The following is a 21907-nucleotide window of genomic DNA, read 5'->3' on the forward strand; positions in this document are numbered from 1 at the left end:
TTTAGACGGCTGCCATGCCGCGTTCTCCGGTACGGACCCGGATCACTTCCTCGACGTTCGTGACCCAGATCTTCCCGTCTCCGGCGCTGCCGGTGTTTGCGGTGGAGATCAGGACGTCCAGGATGTCGTCACAGGTGCTCTCCTCCACCAGGACTTCAAGGCGCACCTTGGGCAACAGGTCGACCGTGTATTCGGCTCCGCGATAGACCTGGGTGTGTCCGCGCTGCCGGCCGTAGCCGCTGGCTTGGCTGATGGTCATGCCCTGGACTCCGTAGTTTTCCAGTGCTTGACGGATCTCGTCGGTCTTTTCGGGTCGGATGATGGCTGTCACGAGTTTCATGCGCTGACCTCTTCCTTGGCTCGGGCCGCATCCTTTTCGGTTGCAGAGGACTTCAGGTGTGCCGAGGTGGCCGGGTGGGGAACGAAGGTTCCACCGGTGCCCAGGCCGCCGAACTCGTAGCCGGTTTCGGCGTGCTGCATCAGGTCGATGCCGGCGATTTCCTCCTCGGTGCTGATGCGGAAGCCCATGATCCTGTGGATGGCCAGGCCGATGATGGTTGTCATGACGGCGGTGAAGACCATGACCACGACACAGGCAACGACTTGGGCCCAGAGCTGGGCGAATCCGCCGCCGTAGAACAGGCCGCCGCCGATCCCGTCGACGGGAAGTGCGATGAAGCCCAGGGCGAGGGTGCCGATGATCCCGGATACCAGGTGCACGCCGACGACGTCCAGGGAGTCGTCGTAGCCCCAGCGGTACTTCAAGCCAACTGCCAGGGCGGAGGCAACGCCGGCGATGAGACCCAGGCCAATGGCCGCGACGGGGCTGATGTTGGCGCAGGCCGGGGTGATGGCCACCAGGCCTGCAACGATGCCCGATGCTGCACCCAGGGAGGTGCTGTGTCCGTCGCGGAAGCGTTCAACCAGGATCCAGCCCAGGAGGGCGGCGGAGGGCGCAGCGAGGGTGTTGACCCAAATCAAGCCGGCCTCTTCGGCGGTGCTTGCTGCGCCGCCGTTGAATCCGAACCAGCCGAACCAGAGCAGGGCGGCACCGAGCATGACGAAGGGGATGTTGTGCGGGCGCTGGCTCGGGTCCTTCCCGAAGCCGCGGCGCTTGCCGAGGATGAGCGCGAGGATCAGGCCTGCGACACCGGCGTTGATGTGGACTACGGTGCCACCGGCGAAGTCAATGGCCTCACCGACCACGGAGCCAATGGCTCCCTCGGATCCCAGGATTCCGCCACCCCAGATCCAGAAGGCGATGGGAGCGTAGACGAGGGTCACCCAGACCGGGACGAAGACCAACCAAGCGCTGAATTTGGCTCGGTCCGCCACGGCCCCGGAAATCAGGGCGACGGTGATGATCGCGAAGGTCGCTCCGTAACCGGCGGCGATGAAGCCATCGGTGCCGAGCATTGATCCCATCCCGAAACCGTCTGCCGGGTTTCCAAACAAGCCGCCCACGTTTGCTCCGCCACCTGCCATGGAGTTGCCCCAGAGTACCCACACCACGGTCACGAGGGCGATGGCCGAGAAGCTCATCATCATCATGTTCAGCACGCTTTTGGCCCGGGTCATTCCACCGTAGAAGAATGCCAGTGCCGGGGTCATCAGCAGGACGAGTGCGGCGCACACCATCATCCATACCTGAGTCGTTGTTAGCTCCATGTCTAACGCCTCCCTGAATCGCTTGCGAGTCTTTCTCGCCTGTATTCAAGAATCCCCTCTCGGTGTTACGTCCGGCACGGCCAAGCATTTCGCGGTGGTTACCGATTCCCCCCGGAGGTAAAAGGCCGGTGTCGCACTCATTTCGGCGATGTTTCCGAAACCTTGTCCGCATGGCAAAGGCGGCCACGGAAGAAAAAATCCGTGGCCGCCTTTGAGGCAGTTAGCTGGTCAAGAACCCCGCTGCCGGGTCAGTCGAGCAGTGCGTCGACGAATGCCGCAGCATCGAATGGCGCCAAGTCGTCGGGGCCCTCGCCCAGGCCGACCAGCTTCACCGGGACACCGAGCTGGCGCTGGATGGCAACAACGATGCCGCCCTTGGCGGTGCCATCCAGCTTCGTCAGGACGATGCCGGTGACATTGACAACCTCGGAGAAGACCTTGGCCTGGTTCAGGCCGTTCTGGCCGGTGGTGGCGTCGAGAACCAGGAGAACTTCGTCGACGGTGGCCTTCTTCTCGATGACGCGTTTGATCTTCCCAAGTTCGTCCATCAGGCCGACCTTGTTCTGGAGGCGGCCCGCGGTGTCGATCATGACGATGTCGACTTCCTGCTCGATGCCGGCCTTTACTGCCTCGAAGGCTACGGAAGCCGGGTCGGCGCCATCGACATCGGACTTGACCGTGGGGACGCCTACGCGGTCTCCCCAGGTTGCAAGCTGCTCGGCGGCGGCGGCACGGAAGGTGTCGGCGGCACCAAGGATGACGTCCTTGTTCTCGGCAACCAGCACGCGTGCCATCTTGCCGATCGTGGTGGTCTTGCCAACGCCGTTGACGCCAACGACCATGATCACATTTGGACGGTCAGCATGGCGAACCGGGATGAAGCTGCGGTCCATGCTCGGGTCGACCAGCTTGATGAGTTCTTCACGCAACATGTCGTGGACGCGCTGGGGATCCCGGCTTCCTTCCACCTTGACGCGCTCGCGCAGGGCATCAACCAATTCGAGGGTGGGTTCGGTCCCCAAGTCAGCCAGGAGCAGGGTCTCTTCGATTTCGTCCCAGACGTCTTCGTCAATCTTGTCCTGGCTCAACAGGGCCAGCAGACCCTTGCCCAGGACGTTGTTTGACTTGGACAGGCGAGCCCGGAGGCGTGCCAGCCGTCCCTGGACGGGCTCGGGTACATCGACGGGGACGACGACCTTGCCGACGGTTTCGTCGACAACATCCGTTGCCGGGGCTTCCGCGGTTTCAGTCGGGGCCACCACTTCGGGGGCTTCGGTGGACGGCGCGTCCGTGGTGAGCGTGGGCGCTGGGTCGTTGGCGTCTCGCGGACCGGTGTACGTTCCCTTGGGCGCCTTGCGGCCCCGGACAAGGAAGAAGGCAGCACCGATACCGATGACGGCAACCACTGCAACGAGGACAATGATCAAGTTAAGTTGTTCTGACACCGTCCAAGCTTCTCACAGACTAAACTTGTCTTACTTATGTCTAAGAATGCCTCGACCCCCAACTTCCCGGAAAAGCCGGTTAATGCCGGTTCCGAAAAGTTGCCGTCGGTTCCCCGTGAAATCCGCGTGCTTGTCGCGGCCGCCTTTGTCGTCGCCCTCGGATTCGGCCTCATTGCACCGATCCTGCCCCAATTCGCAACGAGCTTTAATGTCGGCGTTGCCGCAGCCAGCGTCATTGTCAGCATTTTTGCCTTTGCCCGATTGATCTTTGCCCCAGTCAGCGGAAAGTTGACCGATTGGCTCGGCGAACCGACCGTGTACGTCACCGGTGTCCTCATCGTTGCCGCCTCGACCATTCTCTGTGGCTTTGCCCAGTCCTACACGCAGCTGCTCATTTTCCGCGGGCTGGGTGGACTGGGCTCGACCATGTTCACGGTCTCGGCGATGGCGTTGATTGCCCGCATGTCGCCGCCGCAAATCCGCGGACGCATCGCCGGGCTGTATTCAGGCTCGTTCCTGCTCGGGAACGTGGCAGGTCCGGTGCTCGGTTCCCTTGCCGCCGGCATGGGGTTCCGGATTCCCTTCTTCATCTACGGCGGGGCGCTAGTAGTGGCGGCCTCCATCGTCTATTTCTCTCTGTCCCACTCGCGCCGCGCTACCATGAAGACGGCTGCGGAAAAGGCGGCTCCGACTGTGGACCGCATACCCCTCTCCGAGGCCTGGGGTGCGGCGTCCTTCAAGGCTGCTTTGGTTTCCGGCTTCACCAATGGCTGGATGGCCTTCGGCGTGCGGATGTCCTTGATTCCGCTCTTTGCCGTTGCGGCCTTCGCCTCGCAGGGCACTCTGCTCGCCGGCCTGGCGCTGGCGATCTTCGCCGTGGGCAACGGTGCTGCCCTCACTGTGGCGGGCAGGCTCACCGACACCTACGGCCGCCGCCTGCCGATCCTGGTCGGGCTGACCGTTGCCTCGCTGGCCACTGCCGCGATCGGCTGGGTCGACACCATTCCCCTCTTCATCGCCTTGTCGGTCATCGGAGGCCTCGGGACCGGGCTGATGGGCCCGGCCCAGCAGGCAGCCATCGCCGACGTGGTCGGCCAGGGCCGCAACGGCGGAAAGGTCATGGCCACCTTCCAGATGGCAACCGACTTCGGCTCCATCATCGGTCCGATCCTGGCTGGTTTGATCGCCGACCGGGCAGGCTTCGGGTGGGCATTCACCGTCAGTGGCGCCCTGGGTCTGATGGGGGTCATCGCGTGGTTGCCGGTGAAGGAAAAGCGTCCGGCTGCTGCCACCGATTCCTCAAGGGCGATAAGCGAGCCCGGCCCTTTCCGGGATGGCCTCGACGACAGGCAATAGCGCTGCCAGCCCACATCGGAAGGGAAGCTCCCCGAACCCCAGGGGGCGACGAGCAGCGGGAACGCTGCCTTAGGCGCTTTGTGCATCCTGGCGTTCGATGCGCTGACTGATCACCATGGAAACGCCGTCTCCACGCATGGTGACGCCGTAGAGCGCGTCCGCCACTTCCATGGTGCGCTTTTGGTGCGTGATCACGATGAGTTGGCTGGATTCGCGCAGCTCCTCAAAGATGGTGATCAGGCGACCCAGGTTGGTGTCGTCCAGCGCGGCTTCCACTTCATCCATGACGTAGAAGGGTGACGGACGAGCCTTGAAGATCGCCACCAACAGTGCGACGGCCGTCAACGACCGCTCGCCACCGGAGAGCAAGGAAAGCCGCTTGATCTTCTTCCCGGCGGGACGGGCTTCCACTTCAATGCCGGTGGTCAGCATGTTCTCCGGATCCGTGAGGACCAAGCGCCCTTCTCCCCCGGGGAACAATCTCCCAAAGACCCGCTCGAACTGTGCCGCGGTGTCGTTGTAGGCCTCCGTGAAGGCACGCTCCACGCGCTCGTCGACGTCCTTGATGATATCGAGCAGGTCCTTGCGGCTCTTCCGCAGGTCCTCCAGTTGCGAGGTCAGGAACTTGTGCCTCTCCTCAAGCGCATCGAACTCTTCCAGCGCCAGCGGATTAACCCTGCCCAACGCAGCAAGATCCCGTTCGGCCCTTTTCAGCCTTTTTTCCTGCTCGACCCGGTCAAACGGGATTCCTTCGGGTATGGCGTTGCCCTCGTCATCCACTTCAGCGCGCAGGGCAGCCCATTTGTCGTCCTCGGCAGCGGGCTGCGGAACCGGCAGGTGCGGACCGAAGTTCTCAATGAGGTGCTCGCTGGTCAATCCGAGTTCCTCGATGGACCGGTTTTCCAGCGTCTCGATGCGCATGCGCTGTTCCGCCCGTGCCATCTCGTCGCGGTGGACCGAATTCGTCAGCTCCGCCAACTCATGGCCCAGCTTGTCGACGCGTCCGCGCACGAGGGAAAGTTCGGCTTCCAGTTCCTCGCGCCGGGCCTGGAATTCTTCCCGCTCCCTGTCGGCCAGCTCGATCGATATGTCCATGAACGAAACGACGCGTTCGACCTTGGCCGAGACCTCGCGGGCAGCGGCGGCCTGCCTGCGGCGGATCTCGGCCCGGCGTCGCGCCTCGGCACGTGCCCGGCGTTCGGTTTCCGCCGCACGTTTCAGGGACTCGACCCGACCGCGCAGCCCGTTGGCACGCTCCTCCGCGCTGCGCAGGGCCAGACGGGCATCCAGTTCCTTTTGCCGCGCGCTTGAGGCGGCAGCCGCCAGTTCATCGCGCTGGTCGGTCTCGGGTTCATCGTCCTGCGGCGACTCCTGGGCCATGTCCAGGCGCTCGATGAGTTCGGCGAGCCTCTCCTGCTCGACTTCCAGCTTTTCCTGGGCAACGGCAATCTGCTGTTCGAGGCGCTCGCGATCGTCCTGGCCCTGCCGGAGCAGCGATCCCAGGTGCTCCATCCGCTGGGCTACGGCAGAGATCCTCGCATCCGAATCGTGCAAACGGCTCAATGCCGTGTCTGCGGCCTCCTCGGCGGCCATGAGCCCGGCGGTAAGGTCAGCTGCCTCCAGGCGCAAGGAGCCAAGGCGTTCCTCAATCAGAGCCAGTTCTGCTTCGGTTTCGGCGATGGCCGCATTCTGTTCTATCAGCGAAGGGGCGGCAGTAGTGCCGCCACTGGCGGAACCCGCAGTGAGAATGTCTCCGGCCAGTGTCACTGCGCGGGTACCTGCATCCTGCGACAACAAATGCTTCGCCTCGGCAAGGTCCGTGGCGACCACCGTGGTTCCCAACAGGTGTGCCAACGTGCCGCGCAATGCTTCGGGTGCACTGATGACGTCCAATACATGCTTCCCCGAAGACACAGGCGATATGCCGTGGGCAGAGGCGTCAAGATTTCCACTGACCAGATGGACACGTCCTCCCTCTGATGCGCGCAGCCCGCCCAGGATCTCCAGGGCGTGGTCCAGTTCCTGGACGGCAATGGCTTCGGCAATCGGGCCCAAGGCGGCCGCAACGGCAATCTCATAGCCCGTCTCGACTTCCAGGTGTTCCGACAGCCGACCCAGCAGGCCTTCATGTCCGCCGGCCAGGATGTCTTCCGAGGCATCCTTGCGGACGGCACCTTCGCGCAGTGCCTCAAGCCTTCCGCGCAGGGAACCCAATTGCGTGGCAAGTTCTTGTTCAGTCCGGCGTTGGGTATCCATCTGGGCTACCAGCGCCTCGTGGCGGTCGGCAGCATGTTCGTAGGCCGTATCGAGGTCTTCCTCTCCGTCCTGGACGGATGCCGCCTGTTGCTCGAGGGCGGCAAACTCGTTGGCGGTACCCTCGCGACGCGCTGACCAGCCCTGAAGCGAATCGCGCAACCTGCCCAATTCACCTTCTGCCGCTTCGACCTTGCTGCGGGAGGCGCCCACTTGCCCGGCGAGCCGCGCAAGCCCTTCCCTGCGGTCCGCTGCCACCCGCAATTCGCTGGTCAGGCGCTGTTGTTCGGCATGTGCTGCTTTCTCGGCCTGCGATTTGGCCTCGAGGGCTTCCTCCAGCAGGTCCTGGCGCATCTCGAGGTTTTCCTCGAGTGCCTCCAGCTCTTCGCGCAGTCGCTCGGCCTGTGCTTCGAGCCGGTCTGGATCACGGCTCGGGTCGACGTCAATGCCGTCGGTTCCGAGCAGGCGGGAGCGTTCCGCTGACAGGGCACCCAGGGACCTGAAGCGTTCCCGCGTGGAGGTCAAGCCAAACCAGAGGTCCCGCGCCTTATTGAGGGCGGGGGTGGCGTGGGCGGCCGCGACTTCAAGCTTGGTGAGCTCAGCCCGGGCTTCTTCGAGCCGGGCCTGGACCACTTGCTGGGCTGCCCGCTGTGACTCTTCGTCGGCGATGTCCTTTTCCAGTGTGCCGCGTAAGGTCACCAGGTCATCGGCCAGGAGCCTGGACTTGGCATCACGCACGTCGAACTGGACGCTCTGGGCGCGACGGGCGATCTTGGCCTGTTTGCCAAGGGGTGTGAGCTGGCGGCGGATCTCGCTGGTGAGGTCTTCGAGCCGGTTCAGGTTGCCCTGCATGGCGTCAAGTTTCCGTACGGTCTTTTCCTTGCGCCGACGGTGCTTGAGCACACCGGCGGCTTCCTCGATGAAGCCCCTGCGGTCCTCGGGCGTGGCATGCAGGATTCGGTCAAGCTGTCCTTGGCCGACGATCACGTGCATTTCCCGTCCCAGGCCGGAGTCCGAGAGGAGTTCCTGGATATCCAGTAGCCTGCAGGAATTGCCGTTGATGGCGTATTCGGAGCCTCCCGCCCTGAACAGGGTCCTGGAAATGGTGACTTCGGCGTATTCGATGGGCAGCGCACCGTCGCTGTTGTCGATCGTCAGGGAGACGTGGGCGCGGCCCAGCGGCGCGCGGCCGGAGGTGCCGGCGAAGATGACATCCTCCATCTTGCCGCCACGCAGGGTCTTGGCGCCCTGCTCCCCCATGACCCAGGCAAGTGCATCGACAACGTTTGACTTGCCCGAACCATTGGGGCCGACCACGGCGGTGACACCCGGTTCGAATTCAAAGGTCGTTGCCGAGGCAAACGACTTGAATCCGCGAACGGTGAGTGTTTTCAAATGCACGTGGGAGCGTCCTGGCTAATTGGTGGCTAAAGTGGTCGGAGGGCTGCCTTCCATACTATCGAGTCAGGTTGGCTCAAGAGCGTAGGTCAAGCCCGGCATACAGGTATTTTCATCAAGAATGCTAGGAGAAGACCCTTTGAAGAGTCTTACGGCCATCGATTCATGGCCTTCGACACAGGCGGCTTCGGCAGTGGTTGCCGCTGACGGCGCAGTCCTGGGATCACACGGCGATGTTGGGCACCGCTTTGCACTTGCCTCGGTCACCAAGCTGCTCAGTACCTACGCATTTCTGGTCGCGGTGGAGGAGGGAGCTTTTGAGCTCGACACGCCTGCCGGCCCCGAAGGCTCCACCGTCAAGCATCTCCTGGCCCACACCTCCGGTTACGATTTTGCCGAACGCAAGGTGCGCTTTACCCCTGGTGACCGGCGCCTGTATTCGAATGCCGGCTTTGAGGTCTTGGCCGAGACGTTGGAGAAAGCCACCGACATGAGATTCACCGACTACCTTCGCGAAGCCGTCCTGCAACCGCTCGGCATGGACTCCACGTCCCTGGACGGCAGCGCCGCAGCGGACGGCGTCTCGACCCTGGGCGATCTCATGACGTTCGCGGCCGAATTGCAGGACCCGACACTGTTGGACGTGCAAACCCACTCCCAGGCAACTCACGTAGTTTTCCCGGAGCTTCCCGGGATCCTCCCGGGCTACGGACGGCAAAAGAACAACACCTGGGGACTGGGTTTTGAAATCCGGTCGGAGAAGTCCCCGCACTGGACCGGCACGCTGAACTCGCCGGAAACCTACGGACACTTTGGTCAGGCTGGAACGTTCCTTTGGGTCGACCCGGTACTGGGTGCGGCCTGTGTGACTTTGACCGACAAACCCTTTGGCCCATGGGCGGTCGAGGCATGGACGCCGTTCAACGACGAAGTAGTCAGAGAAGTCATGGGCAGCTGAAGGGTCGACAGTCGAACGGCTCCCCCGGCGACTTAACGGGCGGTTTCGTGAATGCGATGAAGCGTATCCACGAAACCGCCAGCTGAGGACTCACCAGTGTTTTCGGTCTATTTCCGGAGGTCCAAGCTCAGGCTGCCGTGGACCGTGGCGTAAACGCGGATGCCCGGCAGTGGCGGCGGGAGGGCGACTCCTGCCGGACAAGTTGTCCGTGCCGGGGCTCCTTCCTGACCGGCGGCATCGCGGGCGACCGTCCAGACATCGATGATCTCTTTCCCAAAAGCCTTCAAGTCGTCAGCGCTGATCGAAACGGTGTGCAGGTTCCTACCGGAATCCACTGCCGACCCATCAACCCCTACGTCGAACGTTTTTTGCTTGGTCCCTGTACGGTTTTTCAGCACCAGGTCGGCACTGCTCAACGGCGCTAGGCTGGAGAGCCGGAAACTAACGCCATCGCCACTGGCTCTTGCTTCAACGGTCTCCATCGGACCATTGACGGACTCTCGCTTTTTGACGGTTGCCAAGATCGCGTCGAGGTCTTGCTGGTGGATAAGCGCTGTCAGTTCCCTGTCCGCGTCGTCGAGTTTCTGCTGTGACTCCGCCGGAAGAAAACGATCGATGAAAGCCGCATGGGATACGACCCACTGCTTTTGCACGCGGGGAGCCATCGCGAGGAACCTGGCAGGCTCATAGAACCGCAGTCCCTTTCGCCTGAACAGGTCGAGCACGAGCAAGTCCGCGAGGTCCCTATCCTGGACGCCATCAAGCAAATTCTTCGAAATCTCGGTGAGTGAACGAACGTAGCCTGCGGGTTCTATCGGTGCACTACTGATATTCGTTCCGACTGTCCGGGTCCGAATGAAGTAGTAGTCATAGTCGGCAAGAATTGAAGTCTTGCGAGCCTTGAGATAGCAGGCAGACATGACGATTCCGTCTTCCAAACGAACTTTCTCTTCATGAAACCTGATGTTGTTCTCCAGCAACAGCGACCGTCGAACGAGTTTTTGGGGCGACAGGGAGCGCAAGATTGTGCGTAGGGGTACGTCTTCGACGGTCTTCGTGAACAGCGAAGCCTGCACTCGTCGCCCACCTACACCAATCATTTTGGGAACGACAACATCCGAGGAATGTGCCCGGGCAAAGTCCACCATTCGACGCAATGCTTCCGGTCCAAGGTGGTCATCCGCATCGCAGAAAAAGACGAATTCGGATCGACTGGCCTCGATGCCCACGTTTCGTGGCTTGCCTGGCCAGCCGCTGTTCTCCTGGTGTATTACTCGGAAGTTCGCATTCCTGGCTGCATACACGTCAAGAATCTCGCCGCTGAAGTCGGTGGATCCATCGTCCACGGCGATCACGTCAAAGTCGGTTGAAGCCAAGTCTTGCGCTTCGAGGGAGTTCAGGAGTTCCGTCAGATACGGCATCGCGTTGTAAACCGGGATGATGACCGACACCGAGCGCGGGGAGGACGCGCCGTTATCGAAATCCCCTGGCTTCTGGGCAGCAGAAAATGACATAGGTGACGAACTCTCCGAAACTGGACCGACTCCCGCCAGCAAACCATCCGTGCTTTTCTTTTTACCTATTCCCAATTTTGACCGCAGTCCCATCGGGACCCCCTTAGTTTTCAATAAGTCCCAAACATTGCCCGCCTCACAGATGAACACTGCAAAGGGAAAGTTCATAGCAAATATATTTTCGTCTACGTGACGTTACCATCGCGTCAGCACCGATCATTCAAGCCCTGAATTCCGGCCGGTCCAAACAGCCGGGCATCAGGCGGTAACTCGCCGTCCAGACGTCGCTACACAGCGACCAACTGGCTGCCCGAAGGCGGCGAGGACGTCGGCTACACGCGCTTGAGTGACAAGCTGCCATGCTGGGTCCGGTAGATGCGCCACCCAGCTACGGTCGCCGTATCCAGGTCACCAAATTCAACGCGTTTTCGCGCTGCGTTTCCGTTCGTGGTGGCAAAGACGTCCAAGATTGTTCCCGGCGCGCTATCAGCCAGGGGCAATACCCATGCTCCAGCCTGGATGGCGGCGGCGGAGACAACTTTGTTTGAATCCCGCGGCACTAGTATCAGCCCCAGATCGTCGGGCATCGCCCCATTTGGGAGGAATTCGAGGTCCCTGGTTCCTGCGGGCCGAACTTGCGAGACGATGGGGCCAATCGTCTTACCCACGATTCGGTTGGGACGGGGATCAGTGTTGAGGATCTCCATCCATCGCGTGACGAAATTTTCCTTGGTGAATCGCATCAAGGTTTTCCTGCACTCCAAGGCCATGTCGTTGCGCTTGCCGGGATTCTTCATCAAAGCGAGCACCTGTTCCGCCATCGCCCGATTTTCGCCGAAAGGCATAAGAAAGCCATTCCGATCATCATCGATGACATCCCGCGGACCGTAATTGGCGTCATAGGCGGCAACCGGCACCCCGTGGGCCATGCTTTCGAGAAGTATCAGGGGGAACCCTTCAGAAGCGGAAGTCAACAGCGTCACGAGCGCCGTGGCATAGATTTCCGATGGATTGTTCGTAAAAGGCATGAATTTGACACTGTCTTTGATGTCCAATTCATCGATTAGCTCCGCCAAGGTGTCTTCCTCGGCATCCTTGTAGCCAAAACCGAAGACCTCAAGGCGAGCCCGGGGTTCCGCGGCAGCAATATGGGCAAAGACCCGCATCGCCTCGTCGAGACGTTTCTTTGGGTGGATCCTGGCGACGAGGACGATACGGTAGGGGTCAATTTCGGTCGCGCGGTTGGATTCCTCAGGCGCAACCTGACCAATGACCTGCATGATTTCTTCATGCCCGAATTCCTCCGCCATGTCCTTTTTCTGGGCGTCCGTCAGCAACACCAGCCGGTCCCACGCATCAAGGTTTCGCCCAGCCCGCGCCCAGTTGGGGCTGGTTCCAGAGCCGGATGCATACGGCGGTTGCAGATGGTTGCTATGGGCAGTCATGATCTTGAGAAGGTTGGCGTGGCGAATCCCCCCGACAATGTCATCCACATTTTCCCTCGGCAAATTCGGGAGATTCTCCCGGAACTCCGAGACAATGGCCGGCGCCGCATCCTTTTCAAGTTTCCGCTCGAAAGCAAATTTGTAGAGTTCTCCCATGGTCGCGAATGAACGCGGGTTTTCACCATGGAGGAAGGAGGCGCCCCATTTGGGATCACCGGGTGTCTGCCAAATTGTCAGAAAGCACGTGGAGTCGTGCCCGAAGAATCGTTGAACGGTGGGAGTGTGACTGCCCTGCTGGTACGTCAGGCGGCGTGCAAGGCAACCGAGCTCGTCCATCTCGTCACGCCGAAATCGGAACCTGGCCTCGTCAAAGTACTCGACAACTTCTATCCGGCCACCCGTGTCAAAACGCACGTATTTTTCGTAGATGCCGTCGCGGAAATACCTGTATTCCCGACCCGACCTGCCCGTGGGGAACACGGTGCTGCCGGGCCCCTCATCGAGGATGTAGGGGGTGCGTTTATCCGACGTGGACGCGTCCAATGTATACAGGATGCTGTAAGCGGTCACTGCAGGATGCAAATGCCCTTCACGTTTGAGATCCTCGACATCCAACTGGAGCCGGGGTTGTCCTGCCAAAACCGCAATCCTGACTTCTGGCATTGTTCCTTGGGCAGCGAGGGCGTTGGCGCGTTCACGAACCGCCTTGACGAGGCCTCCACGTTTGAGCGCAAGGGTGTTTACCAAGAAGTGCGGCGTACGAGTCATGTGATCAATCCTACCCAACGCCAACTGAGCATTCTCCTAGTCAGCCGGCTCCGCCAGTGGGACTCGTGTGTAGCCAGTGCGAACGCGGTCGCAGCCTCTCGCGGATCCAGACCAAGCAGGGGGAAACCTGGAATGGCATCCACGGGGTTAAAGGGGTTTCAGCGGGGCTTACGCTGGCACCTGGGACAACTGTAGGAGGAGCGTCCCATGAAGGGATCACGCCTGATCACCGACAGCACGCCCTCTTCGGCACAACGCTGGCAGTCCCGGCCTTCGCGGCCATAGGCGTTCAGTGACCTGTCAAAGTAGCCGGAAGCACCGTTGACATTGACATAAAGCGCGTCGAAACTCGTTCCGCCGGCATCCAGCGCACGACCCATGACGTCCACGAGTGCCGTGTGGAGGCGTACGATGTCGGGGCGGCGGATCGTGGCAGTGGAGCGCAGACCGTGCAGCTTGGCGGCCCAAAGTGCTTCGTCCGCGTAGATGTTCCCGACACCGGAAATGACCTGCTGGTCGAGGATTGCACGCTTGATTTGCGTATTCTTCTTGCGCAGGGCATGGTAGAGGGCCTCGGGGGTCGAAGCGGGATCAAGGACATCTCGGGCTATGTGGGCCGCGGCCTCTGGAATCCACGGCGCCTCGGAACCTTGGCCTCCGGGAAATTGGTCACCGGTGGGCACAAGGGGCGAGAGAAACATGCCGCCAAAGATTCTTTGGTCAATGAACCGCAGTTGGTTTGGCTTGTTGGCCTCTGGCGACAGTTCAAGGCGCACCTTCAGGTGCTTCTCATCCGGCGCGGCGGGCTCCTCCACCAACAGCTGTCCGCTCATGCCCAGGTGGGCCACCAACGCGCTGGGCCTTGGCAATCCGTCGAGCAGCAGCCACAGGAATTTTCCGCGACGCACGGCCGCGCCAATGCTGGTTCTGGTTAGGCTCGCGGTGAAATCAGCGGGCCCTCCGAGATGTCGGCGAACGGATCGTGGATCTACGACCTGGACCGATTCGACGGTCCGGCCAACGACCCAGTCCTCCAGACCTCGCCGAACAACCTCGACTTCCGGAAGTTCAGGCATTGCTTAGTTGGCCTTGGCGGAGTCGTTCTGCGGAGCGACCAATTTCCAGGTCACTGCCGCTGATTCCTGCTCGGCTTCCTTCTTGGAAGGACCGGTTCCCTGTCCGTACGGAGTGCCGCCAATATGGAGCACGGCGATGTAGGTACGTGCGTGGTCGGGGCCGGAGCCGGTGACACGGTACTCGATGGCACCGAGCTTCTTGGCTGCGGCGATTTCCTGGATAGCGGTTTTCCAGTCGGTCCCGGCGCCCAGGACGTCCACGTCCTGCAACAACGGCAGGATCAGACGCATGACCATTTGCCTGGCCACTTCAATCCCGTGGTTCAGGAAGGTCGCACCGATGAGGGATTCCATTGTGTCGGCAAGAATGGATGACTTGTCCTTGCCATTGGTCAGGATTTCACCTTGACCCAAAAGAATGAATTCCCCTACGCCAAGGGAACGGGCGATGCCGGCCAGGGCACGGGTACTGACAACGGCGGAACGTCGCTTGGCCAGGTCGCCTTCGGGCAGATCCGGGTAATTCTTGTAGAGGTGGTCGGTGACGGCATAGCCGAGCACGGAGTCTCCCAGGAATTCCAGACGTTCATTGGTGGGGATGCCACCATGCTCGTAGGCGTAGGAACGGTGTGTGAGGGCAAGACGAAGCGTCTCGGGGTCAATAGTGACCCCGAGACGCTCCAAAAGCTCTTCTGTTGAAGGCATCAGACAGACTTACGCGTCTGCGACCTTGCGACCCTTGTATTCAAGGAACAGCTCGGTGCCTGCGGAATCCGTAACAACCTTTGCCTGGTGCGGCAGGCTGTAGGTGACGCGGCCATTTTCCATGGTCTTCACCAGGGTAGGCGCGGTTGCCTTCCACTGGGCGCGACGGGCGCGAGTGTTTGAGCGGGACATCTTCCTCTTCGGGACAGCCACGGCTACTTCTCTTCTCTCTCGACTGAATGTGTACTCTGTGTCGCGTCCTCTGCGACGATGTCGGTCAGCCCGGCAAGCGCTGCCCAACGAGGATCCAAGACCTCATGGTGATGCTCAGGATCCTCATTCAGGCTTTTTCCACATTCGGAGCAAAGCCCTGCACAGTCTTCCCGGCATACCGGTTGGAACGGCAGTGCGGTCACCACTGCATTCCGGAGCACCGGTTCGAGATCAATACGATCATCTACAACCTGGTACTGGTCGAGCTCTTCTTCTTCGGTGAACTCGTGTAAGCCCTCGTAGTAGAAAAGTTCTTGAATGTCGGCATCGAAGTCGTACGCCATGGCTTCCAAGCACCGTCCGCATTCACCGCTGATTTCAACAGTGGCGGTTCCGGAGACCAGAATGCCCTCGTGCACGGCTTCGAATCGCAGATCCAGATCAACTTCCGATCCTTCACGGACTCCGATGAGTGCCACACCGATTTCAGCTGGTGCGGCGACCACCTCATCAAGGGTCGTCATGTTTCCGGGGCTTCGCCCAAGATCCTTGGTTAAGAAAACCAGGGGCGAACTGCGATCGATGTCGTGTGACGACGAACGATCTGAACGCTTTTCGCTAATGATGACTCCTGTAGAACATAGACCGACATTACATCCTAGCGCGGTTTGCGACGGGAGCCAAAACCATTGAGGAACGCGCGTTGCGTCACAGGCCGGCCCGTGCCGAATATTTCATCGACAACCCTGCCGGCAGATTCTCCGTCGTCATGGGGAGCAAACCTGGAGATGAATTCGTCGCTGGGACCGGTCTGCCCCAGTTCTCCGTCCAGTGCACTCCCGAGTGCCGCCCACAGCTGGTCCTCATCGGTGACGATCGGCCCCGGGAGTTCCTTTTCGTAGTCCATGTAAAAGCCGCGCAGGTTGTCGCGGTAATTCTCAAGGTCGTACGCGAAGAAGAGGATTGGCCTGCGCAGGAGGGCGAAATCAAAGAAGACCGAGGAGTAGTCGGTTATCAGGACATCGCTGGCAAGGTAGAGGTCCTGGATCTCGGGGTAGGCCGAAGCGTTGATGACCCTCCCCCGGAGCTCCTCGGGAATCCGGAGCCCTGAACTGACCAAGACGTGCATGCGCAGCAACAGCACAGTGTCTTCCCCAAAGCGTTCGTCAAATGCCTCGAGGTCGAAAGGAAGCTCAAAGGTAAACCGGCCCTTGCCGTTGCTGGCATCGTCCCTGAACGTTGGCGCGTAAAGGACGACCTTGTGGCCTTCGGGGATGCCCAGGGTGGTCTTGATCTCTTGCGCCCTCACGGCTGACTCCGGCCGCAGCAAGGGGTCGTTTCGCGGGTAGCCGAGTTCCAGGATCGGTCCCTTGTAGGCGAAGGCACTTCTCATCGCCTCCGTTGCGTATGGACTTGGCGACAGAAGGTGGGTCCACTGGCCAATGGCACGGGTCACACGGTCCAGATATCCTTCATCTCGGCCGTGGATGTCTTCAATGTCATTGAGCATGCGCTTCAACGGTGTTCCGTGCCAGGTCTGGAGGTAGACGCCATTTTTGCGCCGGGTCATGTAGAACGGCAGGTTCTGGTTCACCACCCAGAACTTCGCGCGCGCCAAATACCAGAAGTAGGCCGGCGAAAGCCGCTTGACGGCGGTGGTGTTCGGGTCTGTGAACTTGTGCGGACCATCGTAGATCCATACCTTCTTGCGTGAATCCCCGCGCCGCAGCAATTCCTCATAGATGTAACGCGGCGAATCCGCATACTGTTTCCCGAGGCCGGATTCGAAAACGACCAACTCCCGGTCCATGGGCAGACGTCTCGCAACTGCCTGCATGCGCTTCATGAGCGGGAAGTAGCGGCCACTGTGGCGGAAGCGATTCAGGGCACGTTCCGGCAACTCATTCTGACCCAACTTTTTCAGGTCGATCTTGGGCTGGCGCATGTCCCGGATTGCCTGGAAGACGCGTGACGAGTGTGAGCGGTCGCGAGCCACGATGAACCTGGAGGCACGGTCGCGGTACGTGGATTCAATTTTCATGCCTCGCTTCACCGTCGCATCGAGTGAAGCGATCAATGATTCGCGGGTAAAGGCTATTCGTCCTGGCAGTTCGCGGTCCAGGTCGAGATGGGAGCCAGGTTTTCCCAGGAAGCGATCACGGTCGAACTGGAAATAGTGGACGGGTTTGTCCAAGAAGCTGAAGTCAAAGCCGACGCTTGAATAATCGGTGATCATGGCAGCGCTCTGCTTCATCAGGAATTGGACGTCAACCTCGCCCTGTCCGACGACCCGCACCGGTACACCGGCAAAGTACGAACGGAGATGCTGCATGTTTGGGTGCAGGCAAAAAATCAGATCCAGTTGGTTGTCGCCAACCAGCTTGGCCAGCGCCGGATCATGAAGGAAGTCGTTCCATTGCTGGAAGTAGTCGGAGTCGACAAATCCTTCGTCGTTTTGGAGCCAGTCGCGCCAGGTTGGAATGATGAGGACTTGCCGTGGTTCCACCGGAACATCGTCGTCAAACAAGGCGTCGAATCGGGGCAGGCCTGTCACAACCACTTCGCCGGGATCGTAGCCGAAGTCCTTGACGATATAGGACTTTTCACGGTCGGATGAAACGCAGAAGAGGTCCGTCTCAAATCCAGCGGATTTCTTCCCGTAGTTCGGGACCATCCACTTGGTTCCCATGACGCCGTGCTGGAGGAAGACCTTGCCGGCACGGGACTTGGCCAGGAATGCCGGATGTCTGGTCGGATAGAGGTAGTCGGGGTGATGCGAGCCGATGATCCTGTCGGCAGCAAGCGCCAACTCGAAGTGCTCCTTCGACTGGTACCCGACAACGTTCCCGAGTGGACGCACGTTCTCGTATTCCGGTGACGCAAGATCCACGACGTAATAGGCGTCGACCTCGGGATGGTTTTGACGGACGTACCGGAAGAAGTGGAAGCCATTGTCCTGGGCCTTGTACGGCAGTTCCCCAATCAGCCAGATTGGTTTCCGGCCACGTCTTCCCAGACGGTGTTTGGAGGGATTGAAGTCCCTGAGGGCCTTGAAGGAATCCTCGTCGACAACCTCAAGCAGCAGGGACGTGGCCTTGCGCTTGAAGGTGTAGTAGGGATTGATGATCAACGTCTTGCCGTTGCGGGTAATGTCTCCCGCCCGCGTGGTGGCCCGAATGGCGTACGGGGTCCTGGCCACGCGCACTCGCTTCGACTCCGCAACACCTTCGAATTCGACGTCGAGGTAGAGGTCGAAATTGTCTGTGGTCGCGATTTCGTCCCAGTCGACGCCCCAAAAATCGATTTCGGCATCCCAGGCGTATCGGCCGAATCCATAGCGCTGACGGGTCTGTTCCTGCAGCAGCTTCAGATCCACCTTGCCGCTGAATTCCTGGCCGCTTCGTCGCCCGAGGACCACGAGGCGTGCGGAAGTCAGGCGTGAACTCTTGCTATAGGCAATCCCGGAGAGCCGCAGGTTGCCCGCAACAACCGAAATTGCGTCGGTACGCAGCGTGAGGCTGTGCTGGATCTCGCGGTTCAGTGCAATGGCCAGCTCGCCGCGCTTGTTGATGTAGGGGCGTGCGAGCCCGGCAGCCGATTCATGATCCGCGAGTGCTTCCAGGTCCGTACGTCCGGCTCGCCCGACGACGCGATGGAAACGAAGCGGAGCCCCAACTTCGACAGAGCCCGATGCCACCGCATCATTGAGCTCGGCGCGAGTCAGCGTCCCTTCGATGGCAGCGAGCTCGATGGCGGCAACTCCTAGCGGGAGTTCGCCAACTTCACCCGCATATTCCATACAGACACGCACGGTGCCCTCCAGCGCGTCTGCCGCGTCGTCGGATCCCCCCACGACGGCCGGCGCAACCGCGTTCCACTGCTCGCCCAGCAGGGCGAGGTCGATGACACCGGTCGAAGCATGGGCGTCGGCATCGAGCTGGTCCACGGAGTCAAGTGCGATGCTTGCGATGACGTTCTTTCCATGCAGGACGCTCAATGCCAACGGCGCGTGGCCTGTCACTGCACGGATCCGTAGGAATCGTCCTTCTTGGCCGACGTGGAGGGAGGCCGCTCCCGTGAGCGTCCGGGTCTTCCTGTTGGCATCCCTGCGGTGCAGTCTTTTGCCGTACAGGTCCTGGACCATGCCCGCCACGTTCGTGGGTTTTTGCTTCACAAAGCAACCTTTCAATCAGGAAAATTCTCTGGGGTGGGAGCTCGCGCTGGTCTCCGACCGGCGATTTGTCAGCGGCGGCCAAGAACCGGCAGTGCGCCCTGTGCGTCATGGTGCGGGCATGGACCCGGACAGTCTTCAACCATGGGGAACCGCCGGCGGCATGTGGTTTTCGGAAGTTTCAAAGGAGGATGGCCAAGGGAACACATGCCGCAGGAAGTCCTGGACGGTAAAGGTGCGATCCACGCGTTCGTGCCGGCGGGTACTGACTTCGTTCAGGCAAAACATCTGTGGTCGCTTCTGCAGGAATAGACGCGACAATTTGAGGTGGACCTGCTCCGAGGAAAGATCAATGTAGCGGTAGTCGATCTCGCCGGGGAAAGCCACGCCCATGGCACAGCCGTAGTAGTGCGCCAGCGAGGAGGGTATCGAAAGATCGCTCTCGCTTCGAAACCTTGCCCTGGCGGTCCGTCGGGTCTCCTCGGGATGCTTCTGGGCGATCGTACTCAAAGTGGTCCTAAGTTGGGCGTGGGCCACATGTTTGAACTTGTGGGCCGCCGATTTCCCAAAAGTTGCTTGCAGGAGTCGATTGTTGTTCAGGGCAGCGACATTCACCGGGAGGTTCTGGGTCTCTTCGAGGTCGAAGCGCCCATCGGATAGCGCGAACTTCGGGTATCCGGTCGGCGTGTAGAAAACGTGCTGCCCCAGCAAACGTCCAAAGAACACGTCGTCATTGACGTAGAGGAAACGCTCGGCCAGGTCCGGGATCCTGTGAAGCTGGGATTCGATGGCGTGGGAATTAAAGGTCGGGAGCATGTCACGGTCCTCGAAGATCTCCTCGTGGTCAATCAACGAGATCTTCGGATGGGCCTCGTTGAGCCATCCCGGTCGCTGCCCCGCAGTCACCACGTAGATGTGGTTGACCCAGGGAAGGAACGCCTCGGCCGAGCGCAGGGAGTATCTCAGTTCGTCATGGGAGGTGTACCGCGCCGGATCGTCTGCGGTTGGCAGAAGATGGCCGGTAATCTTCGCCTGGGTTTCACTCCGCCGCCGTTGCCAGGCTTCGTCGGCCCCGTCAACCCACGTGTAGACGAGATCGATGGGTTCGGAAACTTCCAGGACGCTGCTCAGGGCAGGAGCCTTGCCACCAGGTACCACCAGCAGTCGTACACCGATCGCTTCGACCAAGTCACCGCGGCGACCCGTCTGGGACTTTGTCGCGCAGCTCCAGCCGAACATTGCCCCCGGGTCCAGCGCATCCTCGGCCATTGGCACGAGCGAAAAGCCTCGGGCCCTCAACTCGGAACATAGTTTCGGTGCTTCACGAGAGTCTACGTAGACCAACGCCAGGTCCCCTTGCCATTGCACACGGTATGCGGAACCCGGGGATGAGCTTTCGAACGCTTCGGCCTGCAACCGCCGTAGGTCGGCAATCGAAGAAGCCGAAGCAGGTGTCTTGTTGTCCATGATCTCGACGGCGCGGCGCCAATAGCCGGGGGGAATCATGGCACCGACACGGCCTTTCCAACCGGATTCAAGACTCATATGTACATCCTTCGAGGTATCACGTTCAACGCCCACTGGTAGGTTTAGCGCCCAACCAGTCTATTCATTTTCCTTGGCTGGTTCCGACATCCGCTCGTCCGCGCCCTGTCGGGCCCACATAGGATGGTTTCGTGACTACCTTCGATGCCCTGTTGCGGCAGTCCCAACTCATGTCCAAAAAAATCCACGCCATGGCGGTGGAAAAGAGCGTCCGCGGCACTTTGCGCGATTCCGAGCCTTCGCCCGCCGAGGCCGTTGATTTTGTGGTCTTCTTTGCTGACGGGCCTGGTCAAACCTACCAACTGGAACAATGGACGGCACCCTTCGAAGCCCTCCAGGATCGCGGATACGGTGTGTGCCTGGTGGTCATGAACGCGCTCAGCGCACGCCTTTTGGCCCAGCGGACACGACTTCCGATTTATCTATCGCGTTCAATGGAACGCATCGAGGCAGCGCTGGCCTCCTGGGGTACTTCCGGTATTTTCTATGTGAACAATTCCCAGGTCAATTTCACGATGTTGCGGATCAGTGGTCCGGCCCATGTGCACCTGAGCCACGGCGAAAGCGAAAAATCGTCGATGGTCTCCAACCAGCTCAAGGCCTACGACTATGCCTTCATTGCCGGCCAGGCCGCACAGTCCCGAATCATGGAGAGCATCCCCCGCATTGATCCTTCCGCCTTGGTCCAGATCGGCAGGCCCCAGCTTGACATCGCCGTGCCGGGAGCCGCTGCACGACCTCCCGGTTCACGCACCAGGGTGCTATACGCACCGACGTGGGAGGGAGATGGCAAGAACATGGCCTACACGTCCGTGATCTCGGTTGGAGCCAAACTGGTCGAGGCATTGCTGGCCGATGAACGCTTCACCGTGGTGTTTCGTCCGCATCCCAAGACCGGTAGCTGGTCCGCGAAGGCGCGACACGAACTCGTGCACATTCAAAGGGCCATCGGGACGGCCGCCACCAAGGAACCGCATGCCGGTCACCGCGTGGAGGTGTCGGGCGATTCATCACGCAGCATCGTCGACGCAGACGTTGTGCTGTGTGACATCTCGGCAATGGCAATGGATGCCATCGGATTGGACAGGCCGTTGCTGCTGCTCCACAGCGCCGACACCAGAATGATCCGCGAGCTGGCCCCGGAGCAAGCGCTGTCCCTGGAACAGGCTGGAACGCTCTTGCAGGGACAAGCAGAAGAACTGCTCGACACCATCGCGAACCTGGGCAGGTCCCGGCCATCCGGCCAACAGCGCTCGCTGCGTGCAAAGGTCTTTGGCGATCCCGCGTTGGGCAGTGCGACGGAGCGGTTCATCGCCGCTGCGATCGCGGTCACCGGTCCCGAGGGCCGGGGCTAGTTCCAGACAGGCCGCAATCGCGAAGGGGCATGCATTG

15 protein-coding genes are annotated in these 21907 nt (G+C 60.6%); 3 read left to right on the forward strand and 12 right to left on the reverse strand.

Features of this window, described 5'->3' with window-relative positions:
- Position 1: 1 nt before the first annotated feature.
- The 3 genes from ABD687_RS04130 to ftsY form a co-directional block, all read right to left on the reverse strand.
- Complete coding sequence (locus ABD687_RS04130) at positions 2–340, reverse strand: P-II family nitrogen regulator (RefSeq protein WP_264269762.1); 339 nt, start codon at positions 338–340, stop codon at positions 2–4.
- Entirely contained in the window at positions 337–1668 is a 1332-nt protein-coding gene (locus ABD687_RS04135; protein ID WP_310293292.1) for an ammonium transporter, read from the reverse strand. Before ABD687_RS04135 ends, ABD687_RS04130 begins: the two co-directional genes overlap by 4 nt.
- A 248-nt stretch (positions 1669–1916) precedes the next feature.
- Positions 1917–3113 carry a signal recognition particle-docking protein FtsY gene (ftsY, locus tag ABD687_RS04140; protein WP_310293290.1) on the reverse strand — a complete coding sequence of 399 codons (1197 nt, stop codon included), beginning with the start codon at positions 3111–3113 and terminating at the stop codon, positions 1917–1919.
- Positions 3114–3149: 36 nt separating this feature from the next.
- On the opposite strand from ftsY, the gene ABD687_RS04145 reads away from it, so the two are divergent.
- The gene (locus ABD687_RS04145; RefSeq protein ID WP_310293289.1) at positions 3150–4469 is read left to right on the forward strand and encodes an MFS transporter; all 1320 of its coding nucleotides are present in this window, start codon (positions 3150–3152) and stop codon (positions 4467–4469) included.
- Positions 4470–4538: 69 nt separating this feature from the next.
- Here ABD687_RS04145 and smc read toward each other — a convergent pair whose 3' ends face one another.
- On the reverse strand, positions 4539–8123 hold the full coding sequence (smc, locus tag ABD687_RS04150) for a chromosome segregation protein SMC (protein ID WP_310293287.1): 3585 nt from the start codon (positions 8121–8123) through the stop codon (positions 4539–4541).
- 136 nt (positions 8124–8259) lie between these two features.
- Here smc and ABD687_RS04155 point away from each other — a divergent pair, with 136 nt between their 5' ends.
- Positions 8260–9078 carry a serine hydrolase domain-containing protein gene (locus tag ABD687_RS04155; protein WP_310293285.1) on the forward strand — a complete coding sequence of 273 codons (819 nt, stop codon included), beginning with the start codon at positions 8260–8262 and terminating at the stop codon, positions 9076–9078.
- Between the two features lie 107 nt (positions 9079–9185).
- Here the strand turns inward: ABD687_RS04155 and ABD687_RS04160 are convergent, their stop codons facing one another.
- From ABD687_RS04160 to ABD687_RS04195, 8 genes are all read right to left on the reverse strand, one after another.
- Positions 9186–10685, reverse strand: a complete 1500-nt coding sequence (locus ABD687_RS04160; protein WP_310293284.1) for a glycosyltransferase family 2 protein — start codon at positions 10683–10685, stop codon at positions 9186–9188.
- A gap of 239 nt (positions 10686–10924) precedes the next feature.
- Positions 10925–12805: a glycosyltransferase gene (locus ABD687_RS04165; protein ID WP_310293282.1), complete on the reverse strand. Its 1881-nt coding sequence runs from the start codon at positions 12803–12805 to the stop codon at positions 10925–10927.
- 158 nt (positions 12806–12963) lie between these two features.
- The gene (gene mutM, locus ABD687_RS04170) at positions 12964–13881 is read right to left on the reverse strand and encodes a bifunctional DNA-formamidopyrimidine glycosylase/DNA-(apurinic or apyrimidinic site) lyase (RefSeq protein WP_310293280.1); all 918 of its coding nucleotides are present in this window, start codon (positions 13879–13881) and stop codon (positions 12964–12966) included.
- Positions 13882–13884: 3 nt separating this feature from the next.
- On the reverse strand, positions 13885–14586 hold the full coding sequence (gene rnc, locus ABD687_RS04175) for a ribonuclease III (RefSeq protein ID WP_310293278.1): 702 nt from the start codon (positions 14584–14586) through the stop codon (positions 13885–13887).
- A 9-nt stretch (positions 14587–14595) separates the two neighbouring features.
- Positions 14596–14799: a 50S ribosomal protein L32 gene (rpmF, locus tag ABD687_RS04180; RefSeq protein ID WP_007273166.1), complete on the reverse strand. Its 204-nt coding sequence runs from the start codon at positions 14797–14799 to the stop codon at positions 14596–14598.
- Between the two features lie 2 nt (positions 14800–14801).
- Positions 14802–15365, reverse strand: a complete 564-nt coding sequence (locus ABD687_RS04185; protein WP_217390510.1) for a YceD family protein — start codon at positions 15363–15365, stop codon at positions 14802–14804.
- Positions 15366–15457: 92 nt separating this feature from the next.
- A complete protein-coding gene (locus ABD687_RS04190) occupies positions 15458–18973 on the reverse strand; it encodes a CDP-glycerol glycerophosphotransferase family protein (protein ID WP_310293276.1) in 3516 nt (1171 codons plus the stop codon).
- 135 nt (positions 18974–19108) lie between these two features.
- Positions 19109–20515 (reverse strand): stealth conserved region 3 domain-containing protein, encoded by a 1407-nt coding sequence (locus ABD687_RS04195; RefSeq protein ID WP_310293275.1) that lies wholly within the window; start codon positions 20513–20515, stop codon positions 19109–19111.
- Positions 20516–20646: 131 nt separating this feature from the next.
- Here ABD687_RS04195 and ABD687_RS04200 point away from each other — a divergent pair, with 131 nt between their 5' ends.
- Positions 20647–21870: a CDP-glycerol glycerophosphotransferase family protein gene (locus ABD687_RS04200; RefSeq protein WP_310293273.1), complete on the forward strand. Its 1224-nt coding sequence runs from the start codon at positions 20647–20649 to the stop codon at positions 21868–21870.
- The last annotated feature ends 37 nt before the right edge of the window (positions 21871–21907 follow it).

The organism is Paeniglutamicibacter sulfureus (genome assembly GCF_039535115.1).
GTDB classification, from domain to species: Bacteria; Actinomycetota; Actinomycetes; order Actinomycetales; family Micrococcaceae; genus Paeniglutamicibacter; species Paeniglutamicibacter sulfureus.